We start from the raw sequence: 24,763 nt of genomic DNA, 5'->3' as shown, positions 1-24,763 counted from the left end.
GGGACTTCCATGAACACGGATCCGACTGCTTCACCGCAAAGACCGGATTTAGCGCAGATTGCCGCCAACCCGGCAACGAACCTGGAAGTTTTACGCACGCTCGCTTTTGAATACCCAAAGTTGCGTCCGGTGATTGCGCTGAACCCGTCCACCTATCCGGGGCTTTTGGAGTGGCTGGGCGAATTTGATGACGAGGCCCTAAAAGCTGCCCTGAAGCAGCGTGAGGAATCCGGCCCGGTCTACCCCTCTGATTCGGCGGGTGCGCCGCTCGCGGCCGGCGCCGCAACTGGGGCGGGGTCGCAGGAGCCGGTGCGTAACTCTGCACAGACTGCGGACGCAGGCGAGGAAGACTCGCAGCAGCATTCGAATAAGACGGGTCTGATCGCCCTGATTATCCTGCTTGTTATTGCGATCCCATTGGTGTTTGTGGCTGCGAAACTGCTTGTTGGCACTCCCACGGCTCCCCGGCCGGAACCTTCTACTACTGTTTCCGCAGAGTCGGAGGCCACCGCTACCCCCTCGGATACGGGGGCGTCGGAGGAGGCCACTACGGCTACGGAAATCAAGTTCCCGGCTCCTGGGGAGGCCGTGGATTTGGAGCTGGTTGCGGCTCCCTCGGGAAATATTCTTTGCAAACTGGCAGACGGGTCGGTGGCATGCACGGTTTTGCAAACCCAACAAGGTATGCGTGGCGGGGCATGTGATGACGGATCTGTAACGGTTGTGGCAACCGCGGAGGGTGTGAAGCGCGATTGTTCGCTGCGCGTGAATGCGCAGGGCGCAACCAAGGTGGATTACGGCCAGTTCGGCAAGTTCGGGGACGTTGCGTGCGGGTCTCAGTACAACGGGATTTCGTGCTGGAACGTGAAGACGGGCCAGGGATTTGCCGTATCACGACAGGGCTGGGCTACAACCGATAAGGGATTCTTGCCCGAAGACCAGTTCCCCTGGGTCCAATAGGTCTGCGAGCGCTAAACCTCCACGCCAAGCTTTTCGGCAACGGCGGTGAGGATTTGCGAGGCCCCTCCCTCTATCCGTAGATCGGCGTAGGCATCTACCTGGGTGGGGCCGCGGTTAATCACGACGAGTTTAGTATCAGGATTGCGCAGCCCCTCTTGAGCTACCCAAACTCCTGTTCCAACGATCATCGAGGAGCCAACTACCAGTAGCACGCCTGCCTCGCGCGCGTATTGGAACGCCAGGTCCATGGCGTCTGCGGGTAGCATCTGGCCGAAAAATACCACCGAGGGTTTTAGCGGACCGCCGCACTTTGGGCACGGTGCAACCTTGAAGGTTGAAGCGTTAGCGCCAGCCTCGTCCACGTTGGCGAGGATTGCCACGTGCGCCGGATCAGGGTCATCCACCACGTCGGGGTTTAGTTTGCGCAGCCACTGGTCAACCTCGCTGCGCGGATAGTTGGCGCCGCACATGACGCAGTCCGCGGTATCGAAGGTTCCGTGTAGCAGGGCGGGGCGGTCAATGCCGGCTCGCACGTCGAGCCCGTCCACGTTTTGCGTGGCAATGCCATTTACGTATCCAGCTTTTTGTAGGGCGGCAACGGCCAGGTGTGCGGGGGTGGGGGATAGGCCGGCAACGGTCTTCCAGGTTTCTTGGTTGCGCTGCCACACCCAGCGCTGCCACTTTGGGTCTGACATGAATAGGTCGAAGTCCACGGTTTGGCCGCCAGAGGATCCCGTGCCGCGGTAGTCGGGGATTCCCGCGTCAGTGGACATGCCTGCTCCCGCGATGATGGCGGTGGTGTGTCCGCGCATCATGCCCGCAAGCGCATCAACTTTTGCCTGGTTCGTTTCGCTAAGTTGCGTGTAATTAGTCACTTCAGATCACCCTATTTCCCATTGTAGGCGCGAAAAACCGCAAAATGTCGCGGCTAAGTGAGGGTCTATTAATTTCCGAGGACTCCGGCCCGAGCCCTGGGCGGCCACGGGTTGGACACGAGTTTGGCGGATTGGGGGCAGGGCGATACCGTGGAATTCCGGTCGGGCTAAGCGTTTGTTTAGCCGTGGTGACAAAACACAGATCGGAATTCCATGAGCACATCTGCTTCGGGGCGCAGGTCCCAGCTTCAAAAGTTCTTTTCGTGGCGACTTCACGGGGATGGCAAGTCGATTTCTCCCGGTGAGGTAGTGATGCCGTATGAGCGTCTGACTTGGCCTCGCACTATTGGTATTGGCGCGCAGCACGTTGTTGCAATGTTTGGTGCAACGTTCCTGGTGCCGTTGCTGACGGGTTTCCCGCCTAACACGACGCTGTTCTTTACGGCGATTGGCACCCTCCTCTTCCTTGCGATTACTGCCGGGCGCCTTCCGTCTTATCTTGGTTCTTCGTTTGCGTTGATCGTTCCGATCGTGGCCGTGTCCGAGTCTTTGGGCCCGGCTTTTGCTTTAGGTGGCATTATTGCAACGGGTGCAACGCTGGCGACGGTTGGCGTGATTGTGCATTTTGCGGGCGCGCGTTGGATTGACGTGGTTATGCCGCCGATTGTTACGGGCACAATCGTTGCGCTGATTGGTTTTAACCTTGCGCCGGCCGCGTGGAACTGGGTGCAGCAGGCTCCGGTCACGTCGGTGATTACGATTGTTGCGATCTTGTTGACCACGGTTTTGTTTAAGGGCATTATTGGCCGCTTGTCGATTCTGGTGGGCGTGCTGATTGGTTATGCGGCCGCGGCGATTCAGAACGAGGTGGATTATTCCGCTATTGGTGAGGCCGCATGGTTTGGTTTGCCGCAGTTCCACGCGCCGCAGTTTGCCTGGTCTACGCTGGGCCTGTTTGTTCCGGTGGTGTTCGTGCTGGTTGCGGAGAACGTGGGTCACGTTAAGTCGGTTGCCGCTATGACGGGACAAAATCTTGATGATATTACGGGCCGCGCCCTGTTTGCTGATGGCCTGTCCACGATGATTGCGGGCTCTGGTGGCGGTTCGGGTACCACTACTTACGCGGAGAATATTGGTGTTATGGCTGCTACCCGCGTGTACTCGACGGCTGCGTACGTGGTTGCCGCACTGTTCGCACTGGCACTGTCTTTGTTGCCTAAGTTTGGTGCGATCATTTCAACGATTCCCGCGGGCGTGCTGGGCGGTGCGGCCACGGTGCTGTACGGCATGATCGGCATGCTGGGCGTGCGTATTTGGGTGCAGAACCAGGTTGATTTTGCTGATCCGGTGAACTTGAATACCGCGGCAGTGGCAATGATTATTGCGATCGCAAACTTCACGTGGGTTCCGGCTGGCATGGAGTTTGGTGGTATTGCGCTGGGCTCTGCGGCAGCGATTGGCGTGTACCACTTGATGAGGTGGATTTCGAAGGTGCGGGGCACAAACCTAGAGGCGGCTTCGCCGGCCTCGGCGCCCGCTGGTACCGATCTTGAGTGGGAGGGCTACGCGTCCCGTCACAAGGGTACGGGCCAGCAGTAACAACCGGCAGAGAATGTTAGCGGCTTCCCGTAGTGGGGAAGCCGCTAACTTTATGTGTTTGAGTTACTCGCTCGGTTCAGGTTCTGTGACCGGTTCAGTTCCGGTTTCACTGGGCGAGGTTTCCTCTTCGGCAGGCTGCTCGGTTTTGTCTTTGTCTGGAATCACCTTGCAGTTTTCTACCTGTTTCAACGGCTCAGTGTTTGAGAGCAACGCCGCGACTTCCTCGCTACTTGGCAAGTCGGTGAAGCGTTCGCCCAGAATAATGGTGACGCTTGCAGGGTCGGACGGCGCGTAGCGGACCGTGGAATCGGTGAACGCGCGTGCCAGAGTGTAGGCGGCTACCACTTGGGAGCGCCCGGCGGTCAGTTTCACCGTCCCGTAGAACTGGCCTTCATAGTTGCCTGTCGCGTCAACTGTTACACCCTGTGCTTCTAAAGATTCTGCGATCGAGTGGGCCAGGCCGGGCCGGCCGGTAGCGTTCAGCACGGTTGCGTGAATGCCGTCGAGGCTGGCGGGCTTTGAACCTTCGGGGAAGCACGGCACCTCACCGGCTCTCACTTCTTCTTTGCCTTCCGAAAATTCGTTGAAGAACGGGGCTGGCAAAATGCCCGTGAACACAAGCAGGGAAAGTAGAGAAAGGGCAGCCATGATTGAGACGATCACGGAGAACGCAAGATTCTGACGCCGCTGCCGGGCCTCTCGAAACTGCAGGCGAGGGCTGGTTTTGCGCGGCTCTACGGGCTGTGGCGAGGTGGGATTCACCCTGTTAACTCTAGTCTAATTGGGCGTTATTGTGCACTAACCGGGGCTGGGCGGCGCGCCAATTGTGTGAAGCGCTGGGCGAGCGTGTAAATCTTAGGGGAACGCATTCGCGTGACGGACAAACTAGTGCAAGGAGTTCAAATTGGGTTTCCTCAATGAGGATTTGCTAGAGCGCATTCATTCGCGTGCTGATCGGTATGATCGCGAGAACACGTTTCCGTTTGAAGACTATGAAGAGTTGAAAGAGGCCGGCTACTACGCTGCATTTGTGCCGAAGGAGTATGGTGGCGCTGGTCTTACGCTTGCGGAAATCGCGAAGGAGCAGACGCGCCTAGCGAAGGCCGCTCCGGGCACGGCTCTGGGCATTAACATGCATCAGATTATTGTGGGTTTGGCGCGTCACATGGTTTCGCGCGGCAACATGAAGGGCGAGCAGATTCTTCGCGGAGCGGCCGCAGGCGAGCTGTATGGCTTCGGTATTTCAGAGCCGGCTAATGACCGCGTGCTACTCGGTTCGCTAACCGAGGCGCGCCCTGATGCCCAGGGTGGCTACTCGTTTTATGGCAAGAAGGTGTTCACCTCGCTGTCGCCGGCGTGGACCAAGCTGATGACGTTTGGTCGTGATTCCGCTTCAGAGGATGGCCCAAAGTCGGTGTTCGCATTGTTGTCGCGCGAGGGCGGTGGCTTCCAGATTCTGGATGACTGGGACACGCTGGGTATGCGGGCCACGCAGTCTAACTCCACAGTGCTTGAGGGCGCTCACGCGGATGAGGACGCGGTACTTGCGCGCATTGACGAGGGGCCGTCGCTCGACCCGGTATTCCTCGGCATTTACGCGAACTTTGAGATTTTGCTGGCTGCAACCTACGCGGGTATTGGCGATCGCGCGGTTGAGGTTGCGGTAGAGACGGTGAAGAAGCGTCGTTCGGTTATGAACGATGCGCCGTATTCGGATGATCCTGATATTCGCCGCATCATTGCCACGGCGGCGGTGGAGATGGACGGCATTCACCCGCATATCGAGCACATTTCTAACGCTTTTGAGGCATTCGAGGATCGCGGTTTCTTGTGGTTGTCGCAGCTTTCTGCAGTTAAGCACCGCGCTGTTGAGGCCGCGTTGTTCTCAGTGCAGCAGGCTGTGCGCGCATGTGGTGGTTCGTCTTACTACAACTCCAGGGAGCTTTCGCGCCTCTATCGTGATGTGGTTGCGGGCTTGTTCCAGCCCTCGGATGCCGAGTCCGTGTATTCGGGTTGGGCAGCGATGCTACTGGGGCCCAAGTCTAAGTAGCTTCCGCTTGTTGAGGGGACCGGGTGCCTGCCCGGTCCCCTCTTTTGTTTACATGCGGTGCGGGGGCGCGGTTTTTGCGCAAAGATAGAGGAAGCCGAAGGAGTTAGTGATGTCGCTAGGTGTTTATTCTGAGGTTGGGCAGTTACACGAGGTAATCGTGTACCGGCCGGGTAAAGAGATGGACCGGCTGACGCCCTCGAATATTGAACAACTGTTGTTCGATGACGTGTTGTGGTTGTCGCAAGCGAGGCGCGATCACAACGCGTTTGTGCAAACGCTTGCTGGTCAGGGCGTGAAAACCCTGTATTTGAATGACTTGTTGAAAGAGGCGCTGCGCAATGAGGAGGCCCGAAAGTACGCGGTAGATGCGGCATTCTTGGATGACTATTTCGGGGTGAGTGCGGCCAGTGCGCTGCGTGAATACGCGTCGGGGTTGAGCAGTGATGACCTGGCGGATTTGCTGATAGATGGGCTAACTAAGCGGGAGCTTGAAGACGAACTTGGCCACGTTGAATCAACGTATTTTCACCGTTTCCACGGCGATGATTTGGTGGCGCCGTGTTTGCCGAACTTGTATTTCACGCGCGATACGTCGATGTGGATGTACGGCGGCGTATCGGTTAATGCGATGCAGATGAGGGCGCGCCGGCGTGAAACGATTATTTACAACGCGGTGTATGGCTGGAATCCGCGGTTTGTGGGCGAGAATTTCAAGTTTTGGGCGCGGTGGAGCGTTCGTGACGCAACGGTAGAGGGCGGCGACGTGTTGGTGCCCGGCAGGGGCGTTCTGCTTGTGGGGTTGTCGGAGCGCACAACACCGGCTGGTTTGGAGGGTTTGGCGCAGGCTGTGTTCGCGGATCCGGATGTGCATACGGTTGTGGGCGTGATGATGCAGCGGGAGCGCGCTCAGATGCATTTGGATACGGTGATGACGATGGTTTCGCCGGACACTTTCATGGTGTACAAGCATTTGGGACTGCTGGATACGGTTGTGATTCGCCGGGGTGCACGCGGTGGTTTGGATGTGCGCGTGGAGGATGCGGCGAATATGCATGGCGTGTTTGCGAAGGCATTGGGGGAGCCGGATTTGCGGTTTATTTCGACGCCGGAGACGGGGCCAAATGCGGAGCGGGGCCAGTGGAATGATTCGTGTAATCTGCTGGCGGTTCGCCCCGGGGTGGTGCTTGCGTATGACAGGAACGAGGCTGCCAACGAGTTCCTTTCGGCACAGGGCGTTGAGGTTTTGACGGTTCCCGGCGGGGAGCTTGGCCGTGGCCGAGGAGGCCCGCGCTGCATGTCTTGCCCAATATCGCGCGACCCGGCCTAGTGCGCCGGGCCGCGGAATCCAGTGTTATCGCCCTGTAATCCCCCACTCGGAAGGGATCCCAACCCTACGAAATTCGGGCAGGAGCGCGGTTGCGCAACCGGCTAGCAAGTTCAAGGCAATGAACATCGCCAATGTGGCGGTGTATCCGAATGCGTCAAGTCCAACTCCAGCCATAATCGGTGCAAGAGGTAGAAGCCCGGCGTTGATGAGGCCGGCTGCTGCCCCGATGGATCCGATTTGATCTTCTGGAATTTGCGCGATGGACCACCCCGATGCGGCGGAATTAAATAGGGGCACACTCAGCGCTGCGATCGCTACAAAAATGAGAACCACGTAGAAGTTGTCGATCACAAGCAGGGGAGTGAGTGCCACGCCCTCAAAAATTAGGGAGGCGATGGCTAGTTTTCCCGTGGGTATGCGGCTAGTTATTCGCCCTGCTATTAGCGATCCGATGATCATTCCAACAGCAATAGCTGTGGATACAAGTCCAATCCGGGCCTCGTTTGCCCCACTTGCGGCAAGACTCAAGATAAGCGTTTGAATGGTTCCGTTGAGTGCAGCTGCGGTAATGGCAACGAGTACGGTCAAAGTGGTGATGGTCGGGTGGTGTTTCAGCCATCTGAAGCCTCCCGTAATCTGATCGCGCACGCGAAGTGCCTCGGCGGTAGCGTCGACGTCTTCTTCTGATAAGGACGCTGTATTTGAGGCTTGTGCTCTGCCCGGTCTCAGGTCGGCTTTGATAGTGCGCGAGAAAAACCATGCAATGCCGTGTCCGATGGTTTGCGCTGCGAATGGGGCCCAGACTGAGAGGGCCACGAGAAATCCTCCCACCGGGCCTGAAGCCATCTGTATGGCTCCGTCTCGCGCTTGATTGGCAGCGAGGGCGCGCGGTAGTTGCTCGCCCGGTACGAGTTGGCGCAGTGCGGGAATCGATACCCCGCCAAAGAATCCGCCGCGTAGGCCGGAGAGTGCTGCGAGTGTGAATAGCGCGACCGTGTTGAGGTTGCCGGTCAGGTAGGCAACGATGGCGCTTGCCCAAATGAAGACGCCGAGCCCATGCCCAACCACAAGCAGTTTCTTTCGATCAACACGGTCGGCTACAACTCCTCCAGGCAAGTACATGAGCAAGGAGCTGATCATTGAAACTCCACCTATAGCTCCGGCAAGGCTAAGCGATCCGGTGATTGCAAGCCCGATAAGGGGCATAGCAAAAGCTCTTATCGCATTCCCAGCGTCTGCCGCGACGTCTGAAACGAACCATTTAAGGTAGTCCGCATTGCGGTGTAAAGGTTTCGCTGCCGCGGTGTTCTCTATTTTTGCGTAGGTTGCTTCGTTGATGCTCATGACAACAACCATAGATCAGCAAATAAGTTTGCGCAAGGGAACTTGCGCAAAATATTCTGTATTGTTTATTTATGGCGACTAACGGCGAAGTTTTGTTAAAAACGCTGGCAAATCCAAAGCGAATGGATATTTTGTACCAGCTTGCGTTTCATGATGAGGGCGCTCGTGTAAGTGATCTGGCGCAAGCGTTAGGAGAGGCGCCAAACTCGGTGTCTTATCATGTTCGTGAACTGGCTAAAGCGGGAATTGTCGAAAAGTTTGACGCTCCGGGTGGCGACGCGCGTGAGACTTGGTACCGCGTTGCGGGAGGAGGCATCAAAGTTGATTCTTCCACTGAGGCTGGTGGTCGGGATCTGGGTGCTGTTATCGAGCAGCTTTATGATTCGGTTGGTAATTCGTCGGTAGTTGGCCGCTATCGTGCAGCAGCTGCAAATGCTCCGGGCGGAGATGATGTTGTCTTTGGTTTTCAAAATGTGCTCCGTCTAACCGAAGAGCAAAAGAACGAGCTTTTTGCAGGGTTGCGCAGTGTTTTGGAACGTGCGATGAACCAAAATGAAGAGCATAAGGAGCGTCTTGCCGATGCGAGCGAACGCGAAGAAACGCTGCAAAACACCGAACGTGTATATGTGAGTATTGATTACTTCCCGGTGATAGAGCAGGGCGAGTAGGCGGATTCCTTTTATGTTCGAGGCCCCGGCTTGGTGTCGAGTTGGTCGCGTGCGGGTTTGATGGGTAGTCGGATTTGGTTGCGCTCGTTAGGGCGTAAAGGTGAATGTGCGGATCCGCTGTTCATGTTTAATCGCTAAAAGTGCAGAAAATCGGTTTCTATTCATGTTTAACCCTTAAAGGTGATAATCTGGCGACTCTGTTAATGGATAAGCGGAAAGGGTGAACATGGGTATCTTCACTGAAGCTAAATGGGAAGCTGACCCCACCCTCCCGGGACGAGCTAACAGGCGCGGCGGATCGTACTGGTATTACTTGCCTGACCGGTTAACAACGCTTCAAGTCTCGATCAGTCCTCAGCTTAGCGAGGAGATCGCTGCTGTGGAGCGCCGCGTCCTCGCCCTAGCGCAGGCAGATGGCATCACAGAGCTTGAAGATTTGTCCCGCTTCTTGTTGCGTTCCGAAGCCATCGCATCCTCGCAAATCGAAGGAATCGTGCCCGCGGCAAAACAGGTCGCTTTGGCAGAGATAGGTGAAGCAGAGGATATTCGAGGAATCTCGGATGCGGCGAAGCTCGTCGCCCGGAATATGACTGTGGTTCGAGAGGCATCGGATCGCCTTGCTCGATCGCAGGGTGTTGCTATCACCGATTTAGAGCAGCTGCAAAGAGCGTTACTGGGAGCTGATCATCCGGCAGTTGGGATCCGAACGGTACAAAACTGGGTGGGAACGTCGAACTATCATCCAATCGGCGCGGAATATGTGCCGCCGGCGCCACGCCTTGTTCCCGACTTATTGGAAGACCTACTGTCTTATCTGAATGGTGCGACGCACGGTCCACTTGTGCAGGCTGCCCTCGTTCATGCGCAGTTTGAATCTATTCACCCATTTGTTGATGGCAATGGGCGTGTTGGGCGTGCGCTGATCCATACGGTTTTGACTCGCCGCGGCCTCACTTCAAGTCGCCTGCTGCCGGTTAGCCTCGTGCTGGCAACATTTCGAGAACAGTATGTAGCCGCTTTGAACGATCTTCGTTTTGAAGGATCGCCTGAAGCGCCCGAGAATGCTAGGCGGATCGCTGAGTGGATAAGAATATTTTCGAGGGCGGTGGACGAGGCTGTGACGCAGGCTGAGGACCTGCGGGCACAGCTGTTGCTACTGGCTGAGCAGTGGCGCGGGCAGCTCGAGGCTTTCCGAGCGGCTAATAATTACACGCGCGCGTTGCGTTCAGATTCGGGCGTGGCGCGTATTTTGGGGCGGCTTGCGGGCACTCCGGTTTTGACGGTTAAGACGGCAAGTCAGATTTATGGCTTGTCGGTTCAGAATGCTTCAGAGGCGTTAACTCAGTTAGCTGATGCGGGTATCTTTTCTACTCGTTCGATTGCGCGTGGAACTACGGCGTTTATTGCGAATGAGGTTTTAGATCTTGTAACGCTTAGCGAGCGTAAGCTTGCATCAACTCAGTTTGATACGCGAGTAAGCAAACCTGTGAGGCAGGTTCCTAGGCTCCCTCGCAGTTGAGCACGATACAGGGGCTCCCTCGTAGTTGAGCACGATAGTTATCGGACGGAGGCGCGCCCGCCTCGTGGGCTGATTTGAACTCGTTGGCGGGCTTGAACTCGAGGTCTGGTTGAGCTCCCGCGCTGGTGAATATAAAGGATCCCTCACGTACCCGGCAGAGCTACCGTATCCTTGCTGCCTTCCGGCCCTGGGGAGGTTCGGGTGATACCGTCACGCGAGGGATCACGCCCAGTTTACTAAACCGCGCGGCGATTACAAAAGGTGGAGGCTTGCCGGCTGTTCGGTGAGGAGAAAGTGAGTGCCTGCCTGCAGGTTATCAACGGTTGAGGTGCAGCGGTTCCTGCAATGGCTTGAAGCTGAATTGTTTAGTGCCCGCATCGTTTACTTCGGTGGCGCTGACGCCGTAGACTTCGCGGATAAGTTGCGGCGTTAGGATTTCCGCCGGGTTGCCCTTGGTATGCAGGTGTCCGTTTTTGAGGATGATGGCGTTGTCGCAGTAGCGTGCAACGAGGTTGAGGTCGTGCAGGATAATAACGGCGGTGTCGCTGACTTTCCTGATGACACTGAGAATTTGGTGTTGGTATTTGACGTCCAGATGATTAGTGGGCTCATCAAGAAGGATGCATTTGCATTGTTGAGCGAGTGAGCGGGCGATGAGGACGCGTTGGCGTTCTCCTCCAGAAAGGGTGTGAACGTATCGGTCTTGGGCATAGCTCATTCCGACGGCTTCGAGGGCTTCGCGCGCAATTTTATGGTCGGTGGCGTTGTAGCCTTGGATGTCTTTGCGGTGGGGTGCTCGTCCAAGTAGCACGATGTCAATGACGCGGGTTTGGTCCATGTCTTGTTCGAATTGTGAAACGACCGCGATGCGTCTGGCAACTTGGCCTGGGCTGAGTGTGCTCAGTGGGTCACCGTTGATGGTGATTCTCCCCTCGGATAGTTTTTGCGCAGCGAATAGGGATCTCATGAGGGTGGTTTTTCCAGAGCCATTAGGCCCGGCAATTCCAAGGATTTGTCCTCGAGGTACCTCAAAAGAGACGTTGGTAAGGACTTGGGTGTTCCCAAACCGGACGCTAGCGTTTTCTATCTTGAGGGGAGAATCGCTCATCGGTTTATTTCCCTAGTTCCTTCAACTGCTTGGCTAGCTCAAGGGTGCCGTGTATTGCCGTGGGCGAGGCGTAGGCAGCAGCTGATTCGGCGTAGACGATGTTGCCATTCTTCACGGCTTTCATGTCGTTGTAGCCGGGAATTTTCGCAAGGCGTTCTAGGGAGCTTTCTTTTGTAGCCCCGCCCATGCCGGTGAGCACGATGACGACGTCGGGGTCTGATTTGACGAAAGCTTCAGGAGCAATGGGGCCTTGGTGTGGGTGGTAGTTCGGGTCAATTGCGGTTTCTAGGTTGAGGGTTTTGTTGATTTCTCCCACCACGCCCTGGTTGCCGTAGCTGAACAGCTCAGGATCTTCCCCGTAGTAGTAGGCGTAGGAAACTTTGCGTCCTTTACCGATTTTTTCGCTTCTGACTTGCTCAAGTTGGGCTTTGAGATCAGCAACCGTGGCGTCGGCTTTGTCTGACGTGCCCATGAGCTTGCCGAGCTGGGTCACTTCTGCCAAGATCGCGTCGAAGGACTCGTTTTCTGGTTGATCCGGGTAGAAGTAGGAGCATTCTGGTGCGTCAACGATGGCAGGGATGCCTTTCGCCGCGACTGCCTCAGGGCTTGAGTTTTCAGAGCTGAACCCGCCACCGTAGGCCAGGTCGGGCTCTAGTTTCAGCAGCGCTTCCATTGAGATGGACTCGTTGGAAAGCACGTCGATACTGTCTGCTTTTGAGCCAATCCACGCTGGTGGTTCTTCGCCCCATTCGTTGGCGCGGCCGATGATGGAGTCCTGCGCGCCAGCGGCGAACAGGTAAGCCAAGCCGGTTACACCCATCGAAACGGTTTTCTTCGGGTGAGTGTTGAAGGTTGTTTCTACTCCGCAGTTGTTGATGGTAATAGCGTCGTTTTCAGCGTTGGTGTTGGGATTATCAGTTTCTGAGCAGGCGGTTAGCGCGCCAGCGGCGAGCATAACGCCGAGAGTGCCGGCGATGATTTGTTTCTTCATCATCACGGGTTTTCCTTTCTGTTTTCTATTTGGAATATCTTTTGATTAGGGCCATTAGCATCGGAGTTCCTACAAGCGCGGTAAGGATGCCAATAGGTATTTCGGCGGGTCGGATTATGATGCGAGTGCAGGTGTCGGCTATGACAACTAGGAGTGCGCCGCACAAGGCGGCGATGGGTAGTGCGGCCCGCGTTGTGGAGCCAACCAGTTGTTTGGTGATGTGGGGAACCACAAGGCCAACGAAGCCGATTGCTCCGGTGAGGGACACGAGGACGGCAACGGTTAAGGCTACGACGAGGAACAGTAGGTTGCGGTAGAGGCGGGGGCTTGTCCCTAGTGAGATTGCGGTATCGTCACCAAGGTTCAGTATGTCTACCCTCCTGCCCCACATTGCGAAGCAGGCGAGGGCGACAATGACCACCGCGGTGGCAAGTGCGGTGTCACCCCAAGTGGCATTGGATAGAGAGCCGAGCGTCCAGAACATGACTGATTTGGTTCCGGCAGCGTTTTTTGCCATGAGTGTGATCAGGCTGGTCAGCGCTGAAAATAGGTAGGTGGTTGCCATGCCCGCAAAAATGATGCGCGTGGGAGTGATTTTCCCGCCGGCTGAGGCCAGAAGGGTGACGAGGATGATGGCTGCTAGTGCCCCAAGGAAAGCGCCGATGGTGACGCCCAGTGCGGATAGTACACTGCTGGAGGCGCCCAGGACGATGACGGCGGCCGCGCCGGCAGATGCACCCGACGAGATGCCGAGGATGTAGGGGTCTCCTAATGGGTTGCGCAAAAGTGATTGGGTTATGAGGCCGCATATGCCAAGGCCGGCACCAACTATTGCTCCAAGAACAGCGCGGGGGAATCGGACCTGCCCGATGATTTGGGTGTCAACGTCATTGGTGGGCGTGTGTAATAGGGTGGTTTTGATGCCTTCGAGCGCTGCGTATAGGGAGATGTCAGTGGCTCCTACGATTACCGCAACAACAAGGGCGCACACCAGCAGGATGGATAACGCGGCGGCTAGGACAAGGCGTTGATAGCGCTTAGTTAACATGGTGCGCTCATGCCTTTCATACTCGCACTACCTGTCGCAACATAACCCCCATGGATTTGCGTGGTCAGAGCAGTTCCGCCACTGACGTGGAGCAGATTTCCCTCAGATAAGCGGATCTGTTCTAGAAGCTGGGCATTGCCCGCGCATACCTCATTGCGCTGCAAAATCTGCGGGTTCACAAGCCCTCCTGGCTGGTGTGATAAAGCTGTGCGCTCTTGTCATGCTGAGAGAAACATGCCAAACTGCACTTAGGTAAGCCTAACCTAAGGTTAGTTTTGTGGCTAGTCCTGCTTTCTTCAGACACGCGAAGGTGGATAACCATGTTCATGAAGCAGCGTTTAGTGATGCGCGCAGCCGGGCTATCCGTGAGGATGTTGACTCCCGCCGTTTTAGTGGGCGTCCTCGTCTCTGGCTTGTTCATCGCCACTGCGGTATGTAACGCGATCCTGTTTAATGAACTACTCACTACCCGCCACATGCCTACAGTGATGGGCCTGATCGTAACTATCGTCATCTTGCTTTTGGTTCGCCCACTAGTGCAGGTGGGCGGGCAACTGTTACAAAACCGTGCCGGACTGGTGGTGAAAAGCCGGTTGCGCCGTGCCCTCCTTGAACAAATCGACGCTCGCGGTCCCATGCGGGCGGGGTTTGGCCGTTCTGGGCAAATCCAGTCGGTTGTGACTGATGGGGTCGAGGCAGTGGAGCCCTACTTCGTTAAGTACTTCACCCAGCTGGCGGTCACTGTTATTACCGCTACAGGGTTGACGATAGCTATCGGAGCAATCAGCCCGTTGATTGCGGGAGCGCTATTGATCTGTGGCGTCGCTATTATCGCTATCCCACGGCTATGGGACAAAGCCCTTTCCGATCGGGGGCAGTCCCACTGGATCGCGTATGAGGATCTCAACGCGGACTTTGTTGACGCCATGATGGGAATGGCAACGCTGAAATCGTTTGGGGCCGCCCAAAATCACGGTGAGAAACTAGCTAAGCAATCACGCCAATTGTTGTCAGCAACAATGGGCCAGCTTCGCCTTTCGCTGGGGGAAACCGGCCTGTCCAGCATGATGAAGGTGCTTGGTCCTGCTCTTGGCCTGGTTATTGCTATCAGCTTGATACGGGCCGGCGATATGCCGATGAACCACTTGTTCATCATCACTTTGTTATCGATTGAGCTGTTTCGCCCATTCACTGCATTGTCAACGTGTTGGCATGAGGCATTCTTCGGGATTTCTGCTCTGCCAGCAATGAGTGAACTATTCGATCAAGAGGGTGTCCAAACCAAACCCTCCGCAACGGTTGAACGTCACCATGATGGCACCGGGGTGTCCTTCATTGATACCAGCTACACGTATTTGGGTGCGACGAAGCCCGCGCTTTCAAACGTTACGTTCGACGCGCTGCCAGGGAAGACAACTGCTCTGGTTGGCCTGTCCGGGTCAGGTAAATCCACAGCATTAGGGCTACTGATGGGTTTTGACCATCCCAATAGTGGAACGATCACGGTTGGTGGCGTGCCAGCAGGCCAACTGAACATTGCGCAGGTAGCTACCCTGGTTCCGCAAGATCCCATTATTTTCCCTGGAACTATCAGATCCATATTGGCTGAAGCTAACCCGAAAGCCGATGACGAGGCAATGATGAACGCCTTAACTTTGGCCTGCGCTAACGATTTGCACCAGGATGTCAGCGGTCAAGCAGGAAATGACAGTGTGCTTGACTTGGTGATTGAGGAGCATGCCCACAATCTTTCTGGCGGGCAGAAACAGCGGTTAGCGATTGCGCGTGCTCTGATTCGCCAGTGTCCACTGCTGATCCTCGACGAATCTACGTCAGCGTTAGATACCCAGACGGAAACCGCTGTGCTTTCCAATATTCGCCGTGCTTATCCGGATCTCACGCTTATTCTGGTCACCCACCGCACGGATGCCGCTGCGCAAACAGATCACGTTGTGGTGATGGGAGATGGCCGCGTGCTCTGCGCTGGTGCACCCCAGATTCTGGCTGGTGAAGACAACGCGTGGTCACAGCTTATCGACGCACAGTTAGGAGCCTGATCCGCCATGTTTTCTACGTTTAAAGACTTCACTGCGCTGATGAAACGGCTACGCGAATGTGTTCCCCTTTTCGTTTCCTCCACGATCGTTACCGCTTTGGCGCAAATCAGTGTTGTGGGTGTGTCGGTTACGTCCGTGTGGGTTTCAACCCGGTTCATTCTTGACCCGGCTCATGACCTCACGCCGCTGGTGACTTTGCTGTTCACTTTGGTGGTGGTTCATGCGGCCAGTACCCTGTTTGAAGTGTGGTGGTCGCACGAAGTTGCCTATCGAATTTTGCACACTTTGCGAGTGCACATCTATGGGGCTATCGAACGAATCGCACCACTCGGGCTCCACGGGAAACGCACTGGCGATGTGGCGTCAGCGGCCATGAATGATGCGGAACAGCTTGAGTGGTTTTATGCGCACACTGCGTCTACCGCAATCTGCGCGGTGTTCTCGCCAGTAGTGTTCACTGGTGTTCTTGTTAGCTTTGTGGGGCCGCTGGGGCTGATCATGCTAGTTCCCACTATCGCTATGATCGTATTCCCCTTCATTCTCATGCCCATTCAGCGTATGCAGGGCACACAGATGCGTAGTCAGCTAGCCGGGTTGCGGGTTGCGGTGTTGGACTCCATTCAGGGGCAACGTGAGTTGCGTTCCCTCGGAATGGTTGAGAAACAAAATCAGCTTATTCTTGACTTGACACGTCAAGTGCAGGCCACAAAAAATGCGCAAACCATGCGGCAAGCGTGGGAGTCAGCGTTCGCGATGATCGTTACCACGATCGGATCTACCATTTTGTTAATTATCCTCACTGGACGTGTGCTTGACGGCAGTTTGGATGCGGCGATACTTCCCGTTGCTGTGGTTTTGGCGGGGCTTGTACCCACGCCGGCCACCACGTTGGTGGGAATGCTTGGGCGCGTTGGAGAGATCGGTGCCTGTGCACACCGGATCAATACGATTCTTCACGTGAAAGACCCGATTCCTGCTGTACCTGAACCTCACCACACCGCCTATGACGGGGAGGAGAACTGTCTTGTTGTTGATAACGCGGTGTTTGCCTACCAGCTGGAGCTTCCGGTTATCAACAAAGTCAGCCTTACTGCTACTCCGCAACGTTCTGTGGCGATAGTTGGTAAGTCTGGGGCGGGTAAAACTACTTTGGCTAATCTCGCTATGCGCTATTTGGATCCGCGGTCGGGGCAGCTGCGTTTCGATGGGAAGAATTTGCGTGGCTATGAGCCGAACCGCTACCGAGACAGACTGGCCCTGGTGCCTCAGGACTGTCATATTTTTGCTGGAACTGTGCGCGATAATCTTATTTTGGCGAACCCTAATGCTTCTGATGAGGATATTTGGCGGGCTCTTGCTGATGCGGACATTAGCGAGTTGGTGACTTCGCTTGGCGGGCTTGACGCGAGGGTGGGTGATAGAGGAACCACGCTTTCTGGAGGGGAGCGCCAGCGCGTTGGGATTGCGCGTGCATTCTTGCGCAACCCGGATATGCTCATCCTTGACGAGCCGTTAGCTAATATCGATCCGTTCCTTGAAACGTCTATTGCTAAGAACATTCGCCGCGCGCGGGCTGATCGCACGACGGTTGTTATTGCTCACCGGCTTGCTTCTATCCGGATTGCTGACCACATTATTGTTCTTGAGGATGGGCGCATTGTTGCTGACGGGGCCCACGAGCAGCTCAAAAACAACCCCACTTACGCTTCTCTTCTTGGGAGCCAAATAAACTAGTTGGTTGACAGCTTGTTTCCACCCGTTGGCTTTTGCACCTTGAATTCGACACACCGGGAAACCTTATATTGGTTCCGCATCCGGCAATGCTCGTGGGTTGTGGCAACGCTGGGTCTCATACGCTGGCTCACGTAACCTCGCGGGTGGGTATCGTAAGCTGGAGCTACGCAAAGCCCAAGAAGGGGAGCTATACCTCGTCGATAATTTCCGGTACTCGATCGTCGAGTTTTCGACACGAAACTAAATTGGAAGACGTTATCAAACGCGAACCGTATTGGAAGCGCGTGCTTTTAGCTCGGTAGCAGGGTCTTAATGACAACTAGGATGAGGCAGTCATGGGCGAGTTAGATAAACGAAATGAACTCTCTGCAGCTCAGGTCGAAGCGATGCTGCTGGGGGCTGCTACTGGTGATGCTTTCGGAGTTCCTTTCGAGTTCCTCTTGGCAGATGAAATAGCGCAGTATTCATTGGACGCGATGCGTGGTTCTGGTGATGATATTCCGGTTAACTCCCATTGGGGGCAGAAAATTCCTGCCGGAGCCTGGAGTGACGATACTTCAATGGCCGTGGCTACGATGGAATCCATTATCCGCACTGGTGGCGAACTGGATTTTACTGACCTGATGAATCAGTTTGTGGCGTGGTGGGAAAAAGGAGAATATAGCGCGCTCGATCATTCTTTCGGTCTAGGCGGCACTGTTGGTATGGCGATTGGTCGCTTTGAGAATGGTGTGCCGGCGCTTGAATGTGGTGGAACTCGTGAGCGCGATAATGGCAATGGCGCGCTTATGCGTATCTTCCCTGTGGTGCTCTACCTGTTAGCGAAGCAAGCTGGCCGTGAAGAGAGGTGGGAGACCATTAGTAAGGCTTCTCGTGTTACTCATGGTCATGCTATTTCTCAGCTTTCCTGCATCATCTATGGTGAGTTTCTTGGCGCAATTCTTCGCGGAGACGATGTAGAGCAGGCGTATCGAGCGGCTATCGATCTTCCTTACCAGGACTGGTTGCCGGGTGACCAAGAGTGGCAGACAGCTTTGGCGGCACATAGGCGGATCTTGAGTGCAGAGCTAATCGGGCTTACGCCAAGTGATTTCAATGCGACTGGCTACGTGGTCGATACTTTGGAAATTGTCTTTTATTCTCTCCTTCATGCCGATACGTACCGTGAGGCGATGCAGATTGCAGTGAGCTTTGGCTTCGATACTGATACTTACGCGGCAATCGCTGGAGCGGCTTGTACCAAGGTGAACGCGATACCGCCGCAGTGGTTAGCGCCTCTTAAACGCCGCGACTATCTTGAAGACTTAGCGCAACGCTTTTCCCAAGTCCTGGAGCTGAACTAGATAAGGGAACCCAATTCGTGGCGATGGCTACGAATGCGACTACTACCGCAAGGATTAGACGCGCCAAAGAGGCAACTCGCGCCAGTTGTCAGGTGCGCCTATGCGAGAAAACGGCACGATGGGATTGTGCGGGTAAGTGTCGAACAGCTTCGGTAGTCGGTCGGCTGGAGACAAGTCCAGTTGGCGGTGCAAGTATTGGATAAGGGAGAGCTGCCCGAACACGCGATTCATCCCTCTAGCTACCGGAGCCAGCCTGACGTCATTGTTCAGCTTCGGTTTGATGTCGTAAACACGGTTGAACATTCTTGCATGATGAGCTGCATAATTACGCAGAATATTCAAGGATTTCATCCATGATTCAAGCTGAGGACCGGTTAGGCCGCAGGGCTCGGCAATCCGTTTGCGCACGATATTGGGTGACATGCCGTACAGGTACGACAGCATCCCCCAATCCATGATTTCGACAGCTGCCCAGATGGGTAGAGTCCCGCCATATTTGGATTTGTGGTGGGCGACGAAGTCCTCCTTCGACGCTTTCAATGCCGACTGGTACTTTCTCAACCACACCTCGTGCACGCTACGCCCGTCTTTGTTTCGCTGCCGTGCCCGGGCACTCAAACGCTGGGGATCCAAATAGATCAGCGGGTCAAGGCGACCCAGTTCGTGACCGAGCTTGGTTCGAATAGCCAACTCCACGCGATCAAGCTCGATGAACACGCTGTGGCGCAATTGTTCATCAAACCCATAGAGGGCTACCACCAGGTCAAACGATGCTCCCTCAACGAATTCATCTCGGGCAGTGCCGTTGCCTTGGGAGAAACGACGCATCGGGTACCAGTATCCGGACAAGCGGTAGTAGTTCAATCGCGCCAGCAACGTCTCAGCATGCTGGGGATCATTCACTCGCATCCCACGCTGACGAAGCAATTCGACCTGTTCACCGTAGGTCTTGAACTGCTTCACCTGCTCCACGCGCACCCCTGTTTGATACGAAAAACGAAGACCGGCCCTGGACTCCCACCGAGGCGGGCAGCGGAACCGGTCATGTTGGTTACAAGGTTACCCGGTTGATGGCGCCGAAGCAATAGCACGGGGCACGGAGCCATCGGTACATTCACACACCAGTGTGCCCTCTGACCCGCCCGGATTCGCCGGGCCTCGGGAACGTACGGGCGAGAGCATTCCTCACACCGTGTCCAGTTTCCGTGCCTGCCGTGACTGTCAGGTGAGAGCATGGCGCATCCCACGCCCGCGATTGTCTACCCGACTCTCAGACAAGGAGCCGATCATGGCTACCGCGCTACTTGCGTTCACCTACCACGAGTTCGACACGATCCGAACCCTCACCTCGGGCGGATAGATCCTGTTGTGTGGCAAGGACGTGGCTACCGCCCTCCGCTACGCCAATACGAAAGATGAACTGGCGCGTCACTGCAAGGGAATCGTCACTCACTACCACCTTGAGACGACTGGGCTCACGATCTTGAACTGCCAATCAAATACTTCAACCACGATTTTCAGGAGGTCACCCCGTGAATACCCCCTTTCCCCTGCATGCCGCCACCCTCAGCGGCATGCAGGGCAACACAGCCCATTCCGCTGGTACACCCTCCTCAACCGCACAGAGGTCACTGAGAGGGCGACCTACTTTGTGTTTCGAGCTGGGCGGTCCCAGACTAATTCGCTCATTCCCTGACTAGATCAGCAATCCGTGCCACGTCACTATCTGGATCCTGGGCGGTCGTGTAGACGGTCACTTCGTAGTAGTTCGGATGCGAGATCTTCAATGACGACAGTGGTGCTTCTCTTAGACGAACGAGTATGAATCCCTCAGCTAGCAGATCCATGCTCTTGTTGTGGTCGATGTCGGCTTTGTCTCGGTGCCAGTAGCAGCCGTCATATTCGATGATGAGGCGTTTGCCTGAAGGAAGGCTGACCAAAATGTCAACGGTCCAAGATGAGTGCGTTTTGAAGTTCTTTGAATGGATTCGCGGCCCCGATTTAGCATTTCCCCAGTGCGCTAGAGCCGACGAATAGTATTCAAGCTCGATTTGTGATTTTCCGTTTTCGAGACATTCCGGGCATCGTGACCCGTTTACTCGTGCGCTTGGCATAGCACGCCAGACATGGCTTGCTTCGTTCCTGCAAACCCAAAGTGGGACTACTTCTAATTGCGTTGTGTTTGGTCGAATCATCCATGGAGATAGTTGATTCTCCGGTGACCATTCCTCGGCCAGCTCCGGATAGTGATATGCCAGTGAGTCAAGGATCGTACGGCAGATCGGGCACCGCCATCTTTCGTACTTGTCGCGTTCACGTGGCGTGGCTTGAAACTCGTGACCGCACACAGGGTCTTGCCACCAGACTGTACGACGAGACTCCGGCGAAATTTCTGCGAGTCGAAGGTTGCCGTTTCTCGTCGGGTGCCATTGACTGCTGATTTCGGGCGTCAAACGGCTTGACGATGGATCTGCATCCGCAGCTTTCGCGTTAGCTTTGCGCGTCTCAATCGCCTTGCACACAGAACAGCCGCCGAAGAAGTAGCTGCGCGGGTCCCGTGTGTTGCGGTGCCCGGCCGGGCATCGAAATTTATAGCCGGGGCCCCAGTGGTTCTGGATTACTGGCACCGTATCCGGCGGGGTATCTTCATCCCATGCCGATAAAAGTACAGGCACGTCCGCGATAGTCTTTCCAGTGAGCGCGGCAATCGCCCTTTCATGAGCAGCTTGGCTAAGCGAGTCGCACTGGGGACAGGAGGAATGCTTGTTTGTAACGTCAAGGATGCGAGCCTGAAATGAGTGCCCTTCAGGGCAGATCCACCATGCTTGCTGCCGCCCTTTTAGTTTCGCAGTTTTCCACAATGATTCTTCGTTGCGTTGATGATCCCACCAGCTAACTGCTCGATTGTCTGAGTTCTTCAACAGGTTTGCGCCTCGGGCTTTCTTAGTCCCTGCCGTAGCTGTTTTGGAGTTACGTCGGCAGAGACAACCCCAACCAATATCTTCGCTTCGCAGTGCTGCGATCCGCCCACAAGAGTTGCAACGAGTGGCGTGCGGATCGTATGCCAAACTGGGGTTCGTTAGAGGGCCAAGATAGGTGTACCCATTCTCTTCAGCCTTCTCCTGGATGGCGGAAATATTCACCGGGTCATCGGTGATACCAGGCAGGGCACGTGCATTCTTTGCCCAAGCACGCCAGTAACACGCTCGGCAAACTGCCTCGCCAGCACCAAGCCGGCCAAGGACGTATTCAAAGCGATAGTGCGCTTCGAATCCACATTGCATACACCTAGTAAGTAAGGAGGCAGATGGCTTGGTGAAATCCTCCAGCAGTGTCAGGCCTCCTTCACCATAGATTTCGCGAAGATGAACGAGGCACCACGTCGGTTTGGTTCTCGTGACAAACGCTCCAGGACGGCTACACCCATCTACGTTGCAAGGCCTCATTGCTATATCTCACCTCATTCGGTTCCAACCGACGTTGGTTGAACCAATCAAGCGGCTAAATCGTATTTCACGCGCGTTTACATCCGGCGTGTCATGAAGGTTTCCATGACCTGGAGCTACCCGATCGCGTCGCGCAGTTTCGCATACTTTTTACAGCGCCTGCGGATCTCATCGAGTGAAAGTGCGGTAGCCACATTGCCTCCCTAAGTGTCTAACGCAATATTAGCCGGGGCCCCGGACAATAATTTGGAAGCGGAGCGAGCCAGGTGCGTCCTCGCTCTGAAACAATCTTCTGGTATCGACTATTAGCTGCACTTTCCTACTGATTCGCGGCAGACGCGCTAAAACCGTGCCATTCCAACCTTCGCGCGCGATTTCAAGAACTTCCCACAAGCTTCCCACTCAACTTCCCAAAGTGGTATGTTAAGCGGGAAGTTAAGTGGGAAGTTAGTGAGCACTCGATGGACACCGAACGCTTAGAGCCAATCATCCACACATTGCGCCTGATCGGAACAGACAAGCAACCGATCGAAGTCAAGAGCAATGTTGGAAAATCAATTCGCGAAACACTCAGCGCATTCGCGAACGCCAACGGAGGCCTCATTATCGTCGGGCTAGATGAAGCAAACGGCTTCCTGCCCGTGGACGGCTTCGATGCAGCAAAAGCTCGGGACGCACTAGAAACTCGATGCGCCCAAACCACGCCCCCTGTACGCCCCCTCATCGACACAGTTCCCTTTGAGAACTCGTTGGTTGTTGTAGCGGAAATCAATGAAATGACTTCCGAAGATAAACCCTGCTACGTAACTGACCAGGGAAAATATGGCGGCAGCTACATTCGGGTTAGTGACGGCGACATCCGCCTCACACAATACGAAGTCGACCGCCTCATTGAGGAGCGGGCCCAACCCAAATGGGACGAACAGCCGGTAACAGAAGCACAACTTGAAGACCTGCATTCAGACACCGTGAATGCCTACATGACTGTTCAACGCAAACGTCGCCCCAAAACCTTTAATGACGGCACCGAAACCGCGATGAAACGTCTACGCATCCTCAAGGACGGACACCCAACCCTGGCGTCCTTGCTTGTCATGGGTGAGTATCCGCAAGAATTTTATCCGCGCCTCACCGTGACATTTGCGAGCTTCCCGGGTACAACGAAGGGCTCTGTCACTGAAGGAGTTCGGCTCCTAGACAGTAAAACCCTCACCGGAACCATTCCAGAGCTCGTTGATGAAGGAATCGAAGTAGTCAAAAACAACATGCGCACTGCCGCTCTCATTGGCGAAAAGTACCGCTCAGATTTGCCGGACTATCCTCCTGTCGCAGTGCGCGAAGCGCTCGTAAACGCCCTCATGCATCGCGATTACTCGCCGCACGCGCAAGGCAGCCAAGTGCAAATAAACATGTTCGTTGACCGCCTCGAAATCACAAGCCCGGGAGGTCTGTATGGAGGCGTTACCGTACGAAACCTAGGAAAGCCAGGCGTGAGTTCAACCAGAAACCAACGCCTATCTTCTTTTCTTGAAGACGTGAAGTTTCACGCCGATGGGGGAGCGGAAGGTGTTGTGGCTGAAAATAGGGGCACGGGCATCGCGGTCATTCAACGCTCGCTCGCCGATGCCCTAATGCCGCCACCTGAGTACATCAACCGGCTAGACAGCTTTACCATTATTTTCCGCCGGCGAAGAGTGGCCGAGAAAGAACGCTATGCAAGCGCCTTTGACCAAGTACTTACCGCATTAAAAGGGCAGGCGTCTGCCTCCACAACTGAACTCGTCAAGAGTACAAAACTGAGCCGGACAGCAGTGCAAAATGCAGTGAACGAGCTTATTGCCGAAGGCATCGTCGAGCGCACTGAGCCGCTAAGAAGCCCTCGGCAACGCTACCGCATCAAGACGTAGCCACACACCAGAAGCCCCCGGCGCTGTCGAACTTCCCACAAGCTTCCCACTCGACTTCCCAAAGTGGTATGTTAAGTGGGAAGTTAAGTGGGAAGCTGGAAAACACGCCCCGGTTAGAGCTTTCTTCCTCGCTGAACGCTCGAGACCTCCGGTCAAACGAGGTTGTTGTAGATGATCGAGCTGGCCGACGCGCCCTTGCAAACTTACAAACCAAGCTTGAAAGTGAGAAACAAACTTACACTAAACTTACAAATTTGTAAGTTTGAGAATTTGTAACTTTTAAATATTTAAAGTGTTAGTTACTTTCTTACTTTCCTGTGGTTGCGGGTGGATTTTTCTAAATATGCCTACCGGCTTTTCCAGTTACCCCGCCCTGGCCGGTTCGCCTGCCACTCGTCGATAGTTTCGGGCAGCCAGCCGATGCGGCGGCCTGCGTCTTGACCTATTTGGGTGTCAGGCTCTGGTAGGTGGCCGTCGTTGTAGTACTTCTTGACTGTGTGCGGGGAAAGGCCTAGACGGTCAGCAACGCCAGCCATTGATAGGAAAACGGTAGTCATTTCCGGGTCCTTAGCACGCTGGTTAGGCTGAGCGCACCGAAGACAAGGGCGACGACGCCGAGACTGAGTTTCAAGAATGGACCAACTGGTGCGAATACGGCGATAGCGCCAGTGATTATGGCGGTCAGCGCGGTTTTTCTGTGTTCATTATGGTTGTAATGGTTTACGCTGGAGGGGGTGAGGTTCGAGATACTTTGTCTATCTCGAACCCCTGCCCGCTAGTTGGTCTT

20 protein-coding genes and 1 other RNA gene are annotated in these 24,763 nt (G+C 55.2%); 10 read left to right on the top strand and 11 right to left on the bottom strand.

Annotated features, from left to right (window positions below):
• Positions 1-9: 9 nt before the first annotated feature.
• Positions 10-960 (top strand): variant leucine-rich repeat-containing protein, encoded by a 951-nt coding sequence (locus HMPREF2854_RS02715; RefSeq protein WP_070618636.1) that lies wholly within the window; start codon positions 10-12, stop codon positions 958-960.
• Between the two features lie 11 nt (positions 961-971).
• On the opposite strand, the gene HMPREF2854_RS02710 is transcribed toward HMPREF2854_RS02715, so the two are convergent.
• Positions 972-1,835 (bottom strand): SIR2 family NAD-dependent protein deacylase, encoded by an 864-nt coding sequence (locus tag HMPREF2854_RS02710; RefSeq protein ID WP_261666640.1) that lies wholly within the window; start codon positions 1,833-1,835, stop codon positions 972-974.
• Between the two features lie 213 nt (positions 1,836-2,048).
• Here HMPREF2854_RS02710 and HMPREF2854_RS02705 point away from each other — a divergent pair, with 213 nt between their 5' ends.
• Positions 2,049-3,434 (top strand): uracil-xanthine permease family protein, encoded by a 1,386-nt coding sequence (locus tag HMPREF2854_RS02705; RefSeq protein ID WP_070618632.1) that lies wholly within the window; start codon positions 2,049-2,051, stop codon positions 3,432-3,434.
• 63 nt (positions 3,435-3,497) lie between these two features.
• Here the strand turns inward: HMPREF2854_RS02705 and HMPREF2854_RS02700 are convergent, their stop codons facing one another.
• The gene (locus HMPREF2854_RS02700; RefSeq protein ID WP_070618629.1) at positions 3,498-4,196 is read right to left on the bottom strand and encodes a LytR C-terminal domain-containing protein; all 699 of its coding nucleotides are present in this window, start codon (positions 4,194-4,196) and stop codon (positions 3,498-3,500) included.
• 142 nt (positions 4,197-4,338) lie between these two features.
• Between HMPREF2854_RS02700 and HMPREF2854_RS02695 the strand changes: the two genes are divergently transcribed.
• Positions 4,339-5,484, top strand: coding sequence for an acyl-CoA dehydrogenase family protein (locus HMPREF2854_RS02695; RefSeq protein ID WP_070618624.1), 1,146 nt, complete (start codon positions 4,339-4,341; stop codon positions 5,482-5,484).
• Positions 5,485-5,593: 109 nt separating this feature from the next.
• On the top strand, positions 5,594-6,811 hold the full coding sequence (locus HMPREF2854_RS02690) for an arginine deiminase (protein WP_070618621.1): 1,218 nt from the start codon (positions 5,594-5,596) through the stop codon (positions 6,809-6,811).
• 24 nt (positions 6,812-6,835) lie between these two features.
• On the opposite strand, the gene HMPREF2854_RS02685 is transcribed toward HMPREF2854_RS02690, so the two are convergent.
• Entirely contained in the window at positions 6,836-8,155 is a 1,320-nt protein-coding gene (locus HMPREF2854_RS02685) for an MFS transporter (RefSeq protein WP_261666639.1), read from the bottom strand.
• Positions 8,156-8,226: 71 nt separating this feature from the next.
• Between HMPREF2854_RS02685 and HMPREF2854_RS02680 the strand changes: the two genes are divergently transcribed.
• Positions 8,227-8,823 (top strand): ArsR/SmtB family transcription factor, encoded by a 597-nt coding sequence (locus HMPREF2854_RS02680; RefSeq protein WP_070618615.1) that lies wholly within the window; start codon positions 8,227-8,229, stop codon positions 8,821-8,823.
• A gap of 226 nt (positions 8,824-9,049) precedes the next feature.
• Positions 9,050-10,342, top strand: coding sequence for a Fic family protein (locus HMPREF2854_RS02675; protein ID WP_070618612.1), 1,293 nt, complete (start codon positions 9,050-9,052; stop codon positions 10,340-10,342).
• Between the two features lie 131 nt (positions 10,343-10,473).
• Here the strand turns inward: HMPREF2854_RS02675 and ffs are convergent.
• The 4 genes from ffs to HMPREF2854_RS02655 form a co-directional block, all read right to left on the bottom strand.
• Positions 10,474-10,569, bottom strand: an RNA gene (gene ffs, locus HMPREF2854_RS02670) — signal recognition particle sRNA small type.
• Positions 10,570-10,658: 89 nt separating this feature from the next.
• Positions 10,659-11,450 carry an ABC transporter ATP-binding protein gene (locus tag HMPREF2854_RS02665; protein WP_070618609.1) on the bottom strand — a complete coding sequence of 264 codons (792 nt, stop codon included), beginning with the start codon at positions 11,448-11,450 and terminating at the stop codon, positions 10,659-10,661.
• 4 nt (positions 11,451-11,454) lie between these two features.
• Positions 11,455-12,444 (bottom strand): ABC transporter substrate-binding protein, encoded by a 990-nt coding sequence (locus tag HMPREF2854_RS02660; protein WP_070619517.1) that lies wholly within the window; start codon positions 12,442-12,444, stop codon positions 11,455-11,457.
• A 22-nt stretch (positions 12,445-12,466) separates the two neighbouring features.
• Complete coding sequence (locus tag HMPREF2854_RS02655) at positions 12,467-13,489, bottom strand: FecCD family ABC transporter permease (protein ID WP_070618606.1); 1,023 nt, start codon at positions 13,487-13,489, stop codon at positions 12,467-12,469.
• Between the two features lie 326 nt (positions 13,490-13,815).
• On the opposite strand from HMPREF2854_RS02655, the gene HMPREF2854_RS02645 reads away from it, so the two are divergent.
• The 3 genes from HMPREF2854_RS02645 to HMPREF2854_RS02635 all read left to right on the top strand — a co-directional run bounded on the left by HMPREF2854_RS02645 (position 13,816) and on the right by HMPREF2854_RS02635 (position 18,623).
• Positions 13,816-15,546, top strand: a complete 1,731-nt coding sequence (locus HMPREF2854_RS02645; protein WP_261666638.1) for an ABC transporter ATP-binding protein/permease — start codon at positions 13,816-13,818, stop codon at positions 15,544-15,546.
• Between the two features lie 6 nt (positions 15,547-15,552).
• Positions 15,553-17,280: an ABC transporter ATP-binding protein gene (locus tag HMPREF2854_RS02640; RefSeq protein ID WP_070618597.1), complete on the top strand. Its 1,728-nt coding sequence runs from the start codon at positions 15,553-15,555 to the stop codon at positions 17,278-17,280.
• Positions 17,281-17,615: 335 nt separating this feature from the next.
• A complete protein-coding gene (locus HMPREF2854_RS02635) occupies positions 17,616-18,623 on the top strand; it encodes an ADP-ribosylglycohydrolase family protein (RefSeq protein ID WP_070618594.1) in 1,008 nt (335 codons plus the stop codon).
• Between the two features lie 54 nt (positions 18,624-18,677).
• Here HMPREF2854_RS02635 and HMPREF2854_RS02630 read toward each other — a convergent pair whose 3' ends face one another.
• The 3 genes from HMPREF2854_RS02630 to HMPREF2854_RS08510 form a co-directional block, all read right to left on the bottom strand.
• Positions 18,678-19,595 carry an Abi family protein gene (locus HMPREF2854_RS02630; RefSeq protein WP_070619514.1) on the bottom strand — a complete coding sequence of 306 codons (918 nt, stop codon included), beginning with the start codon at positions 19,593-19,595 and terminating at the stop codon, positions 18,678-18,680.
• Between the two features lie 328 nt (positions 19,596-19,923).
• Entirely contained in the window at positions 19,924-20,076 is a 153-nt protein-coding gene (locus HMPREF2854_RS08715) for a hypothetical protein (RefSeq protein ID WP_016444323.1), read from the bottom strand.
• 232 nt (positions 20,077-20,308) lie between these two features.
• A complete protein-coding gene (locus tag HMPREF2854_RS08510) occupies positions 20,309-21,907 on the bottom strand; it encodes a zinc-ribbon domain-containing protein (RefSeq protein WP_261666637.1) in 1,599 nt (532 codons plus the stop codon).
• A 623-nt stretch (positions 21,908-22,530) separates the two neighbouring features.
• Here HMPREF2854_RS08510 and HMPREF2854_RS02615 point away from each other — a divergent pair.
• Positions 22,531-23,976, top strand: coding sequence for an ATP-binding protein (locus tag HMPREF2854_RS02615; RefSeq protein WP_070618586.1), 1,446 nt, complete (start codon positions 22,531-22,533; stop codon positions 23,974-23,976).
• Between the two features lie 347 nt (positions 23,977-24,323).
• Here the strand turns inward: HMPREF2854_RS02615 and HMPREF2854_RS08505 are convergent, their stop codons facing one another.
• Entirely contained in the window at positions 24,324-24,533 is a 210-nt protein-coding gene (locus HMPREF2854_RS08505; protein ID WP_083309331.1) for a helix-turn-helix transcriptional regulator, read from the bottom strand.
• Between the last annotated feature and the right edge of the window lie 230 nt (positions 24,534-24,763).

This window comes from Actinomyces sp. HMSC075B09, assembly GCF_001812395.1.
GTDB lineage: Bacteria > Actinomycetota > Actinomycetes > Actinomycetales > Actinomycetaceae > Gleimia > Gleimia europaea.
This window is presented reverse-complemented; position numbering and strand designations above follow the sequence as displayed.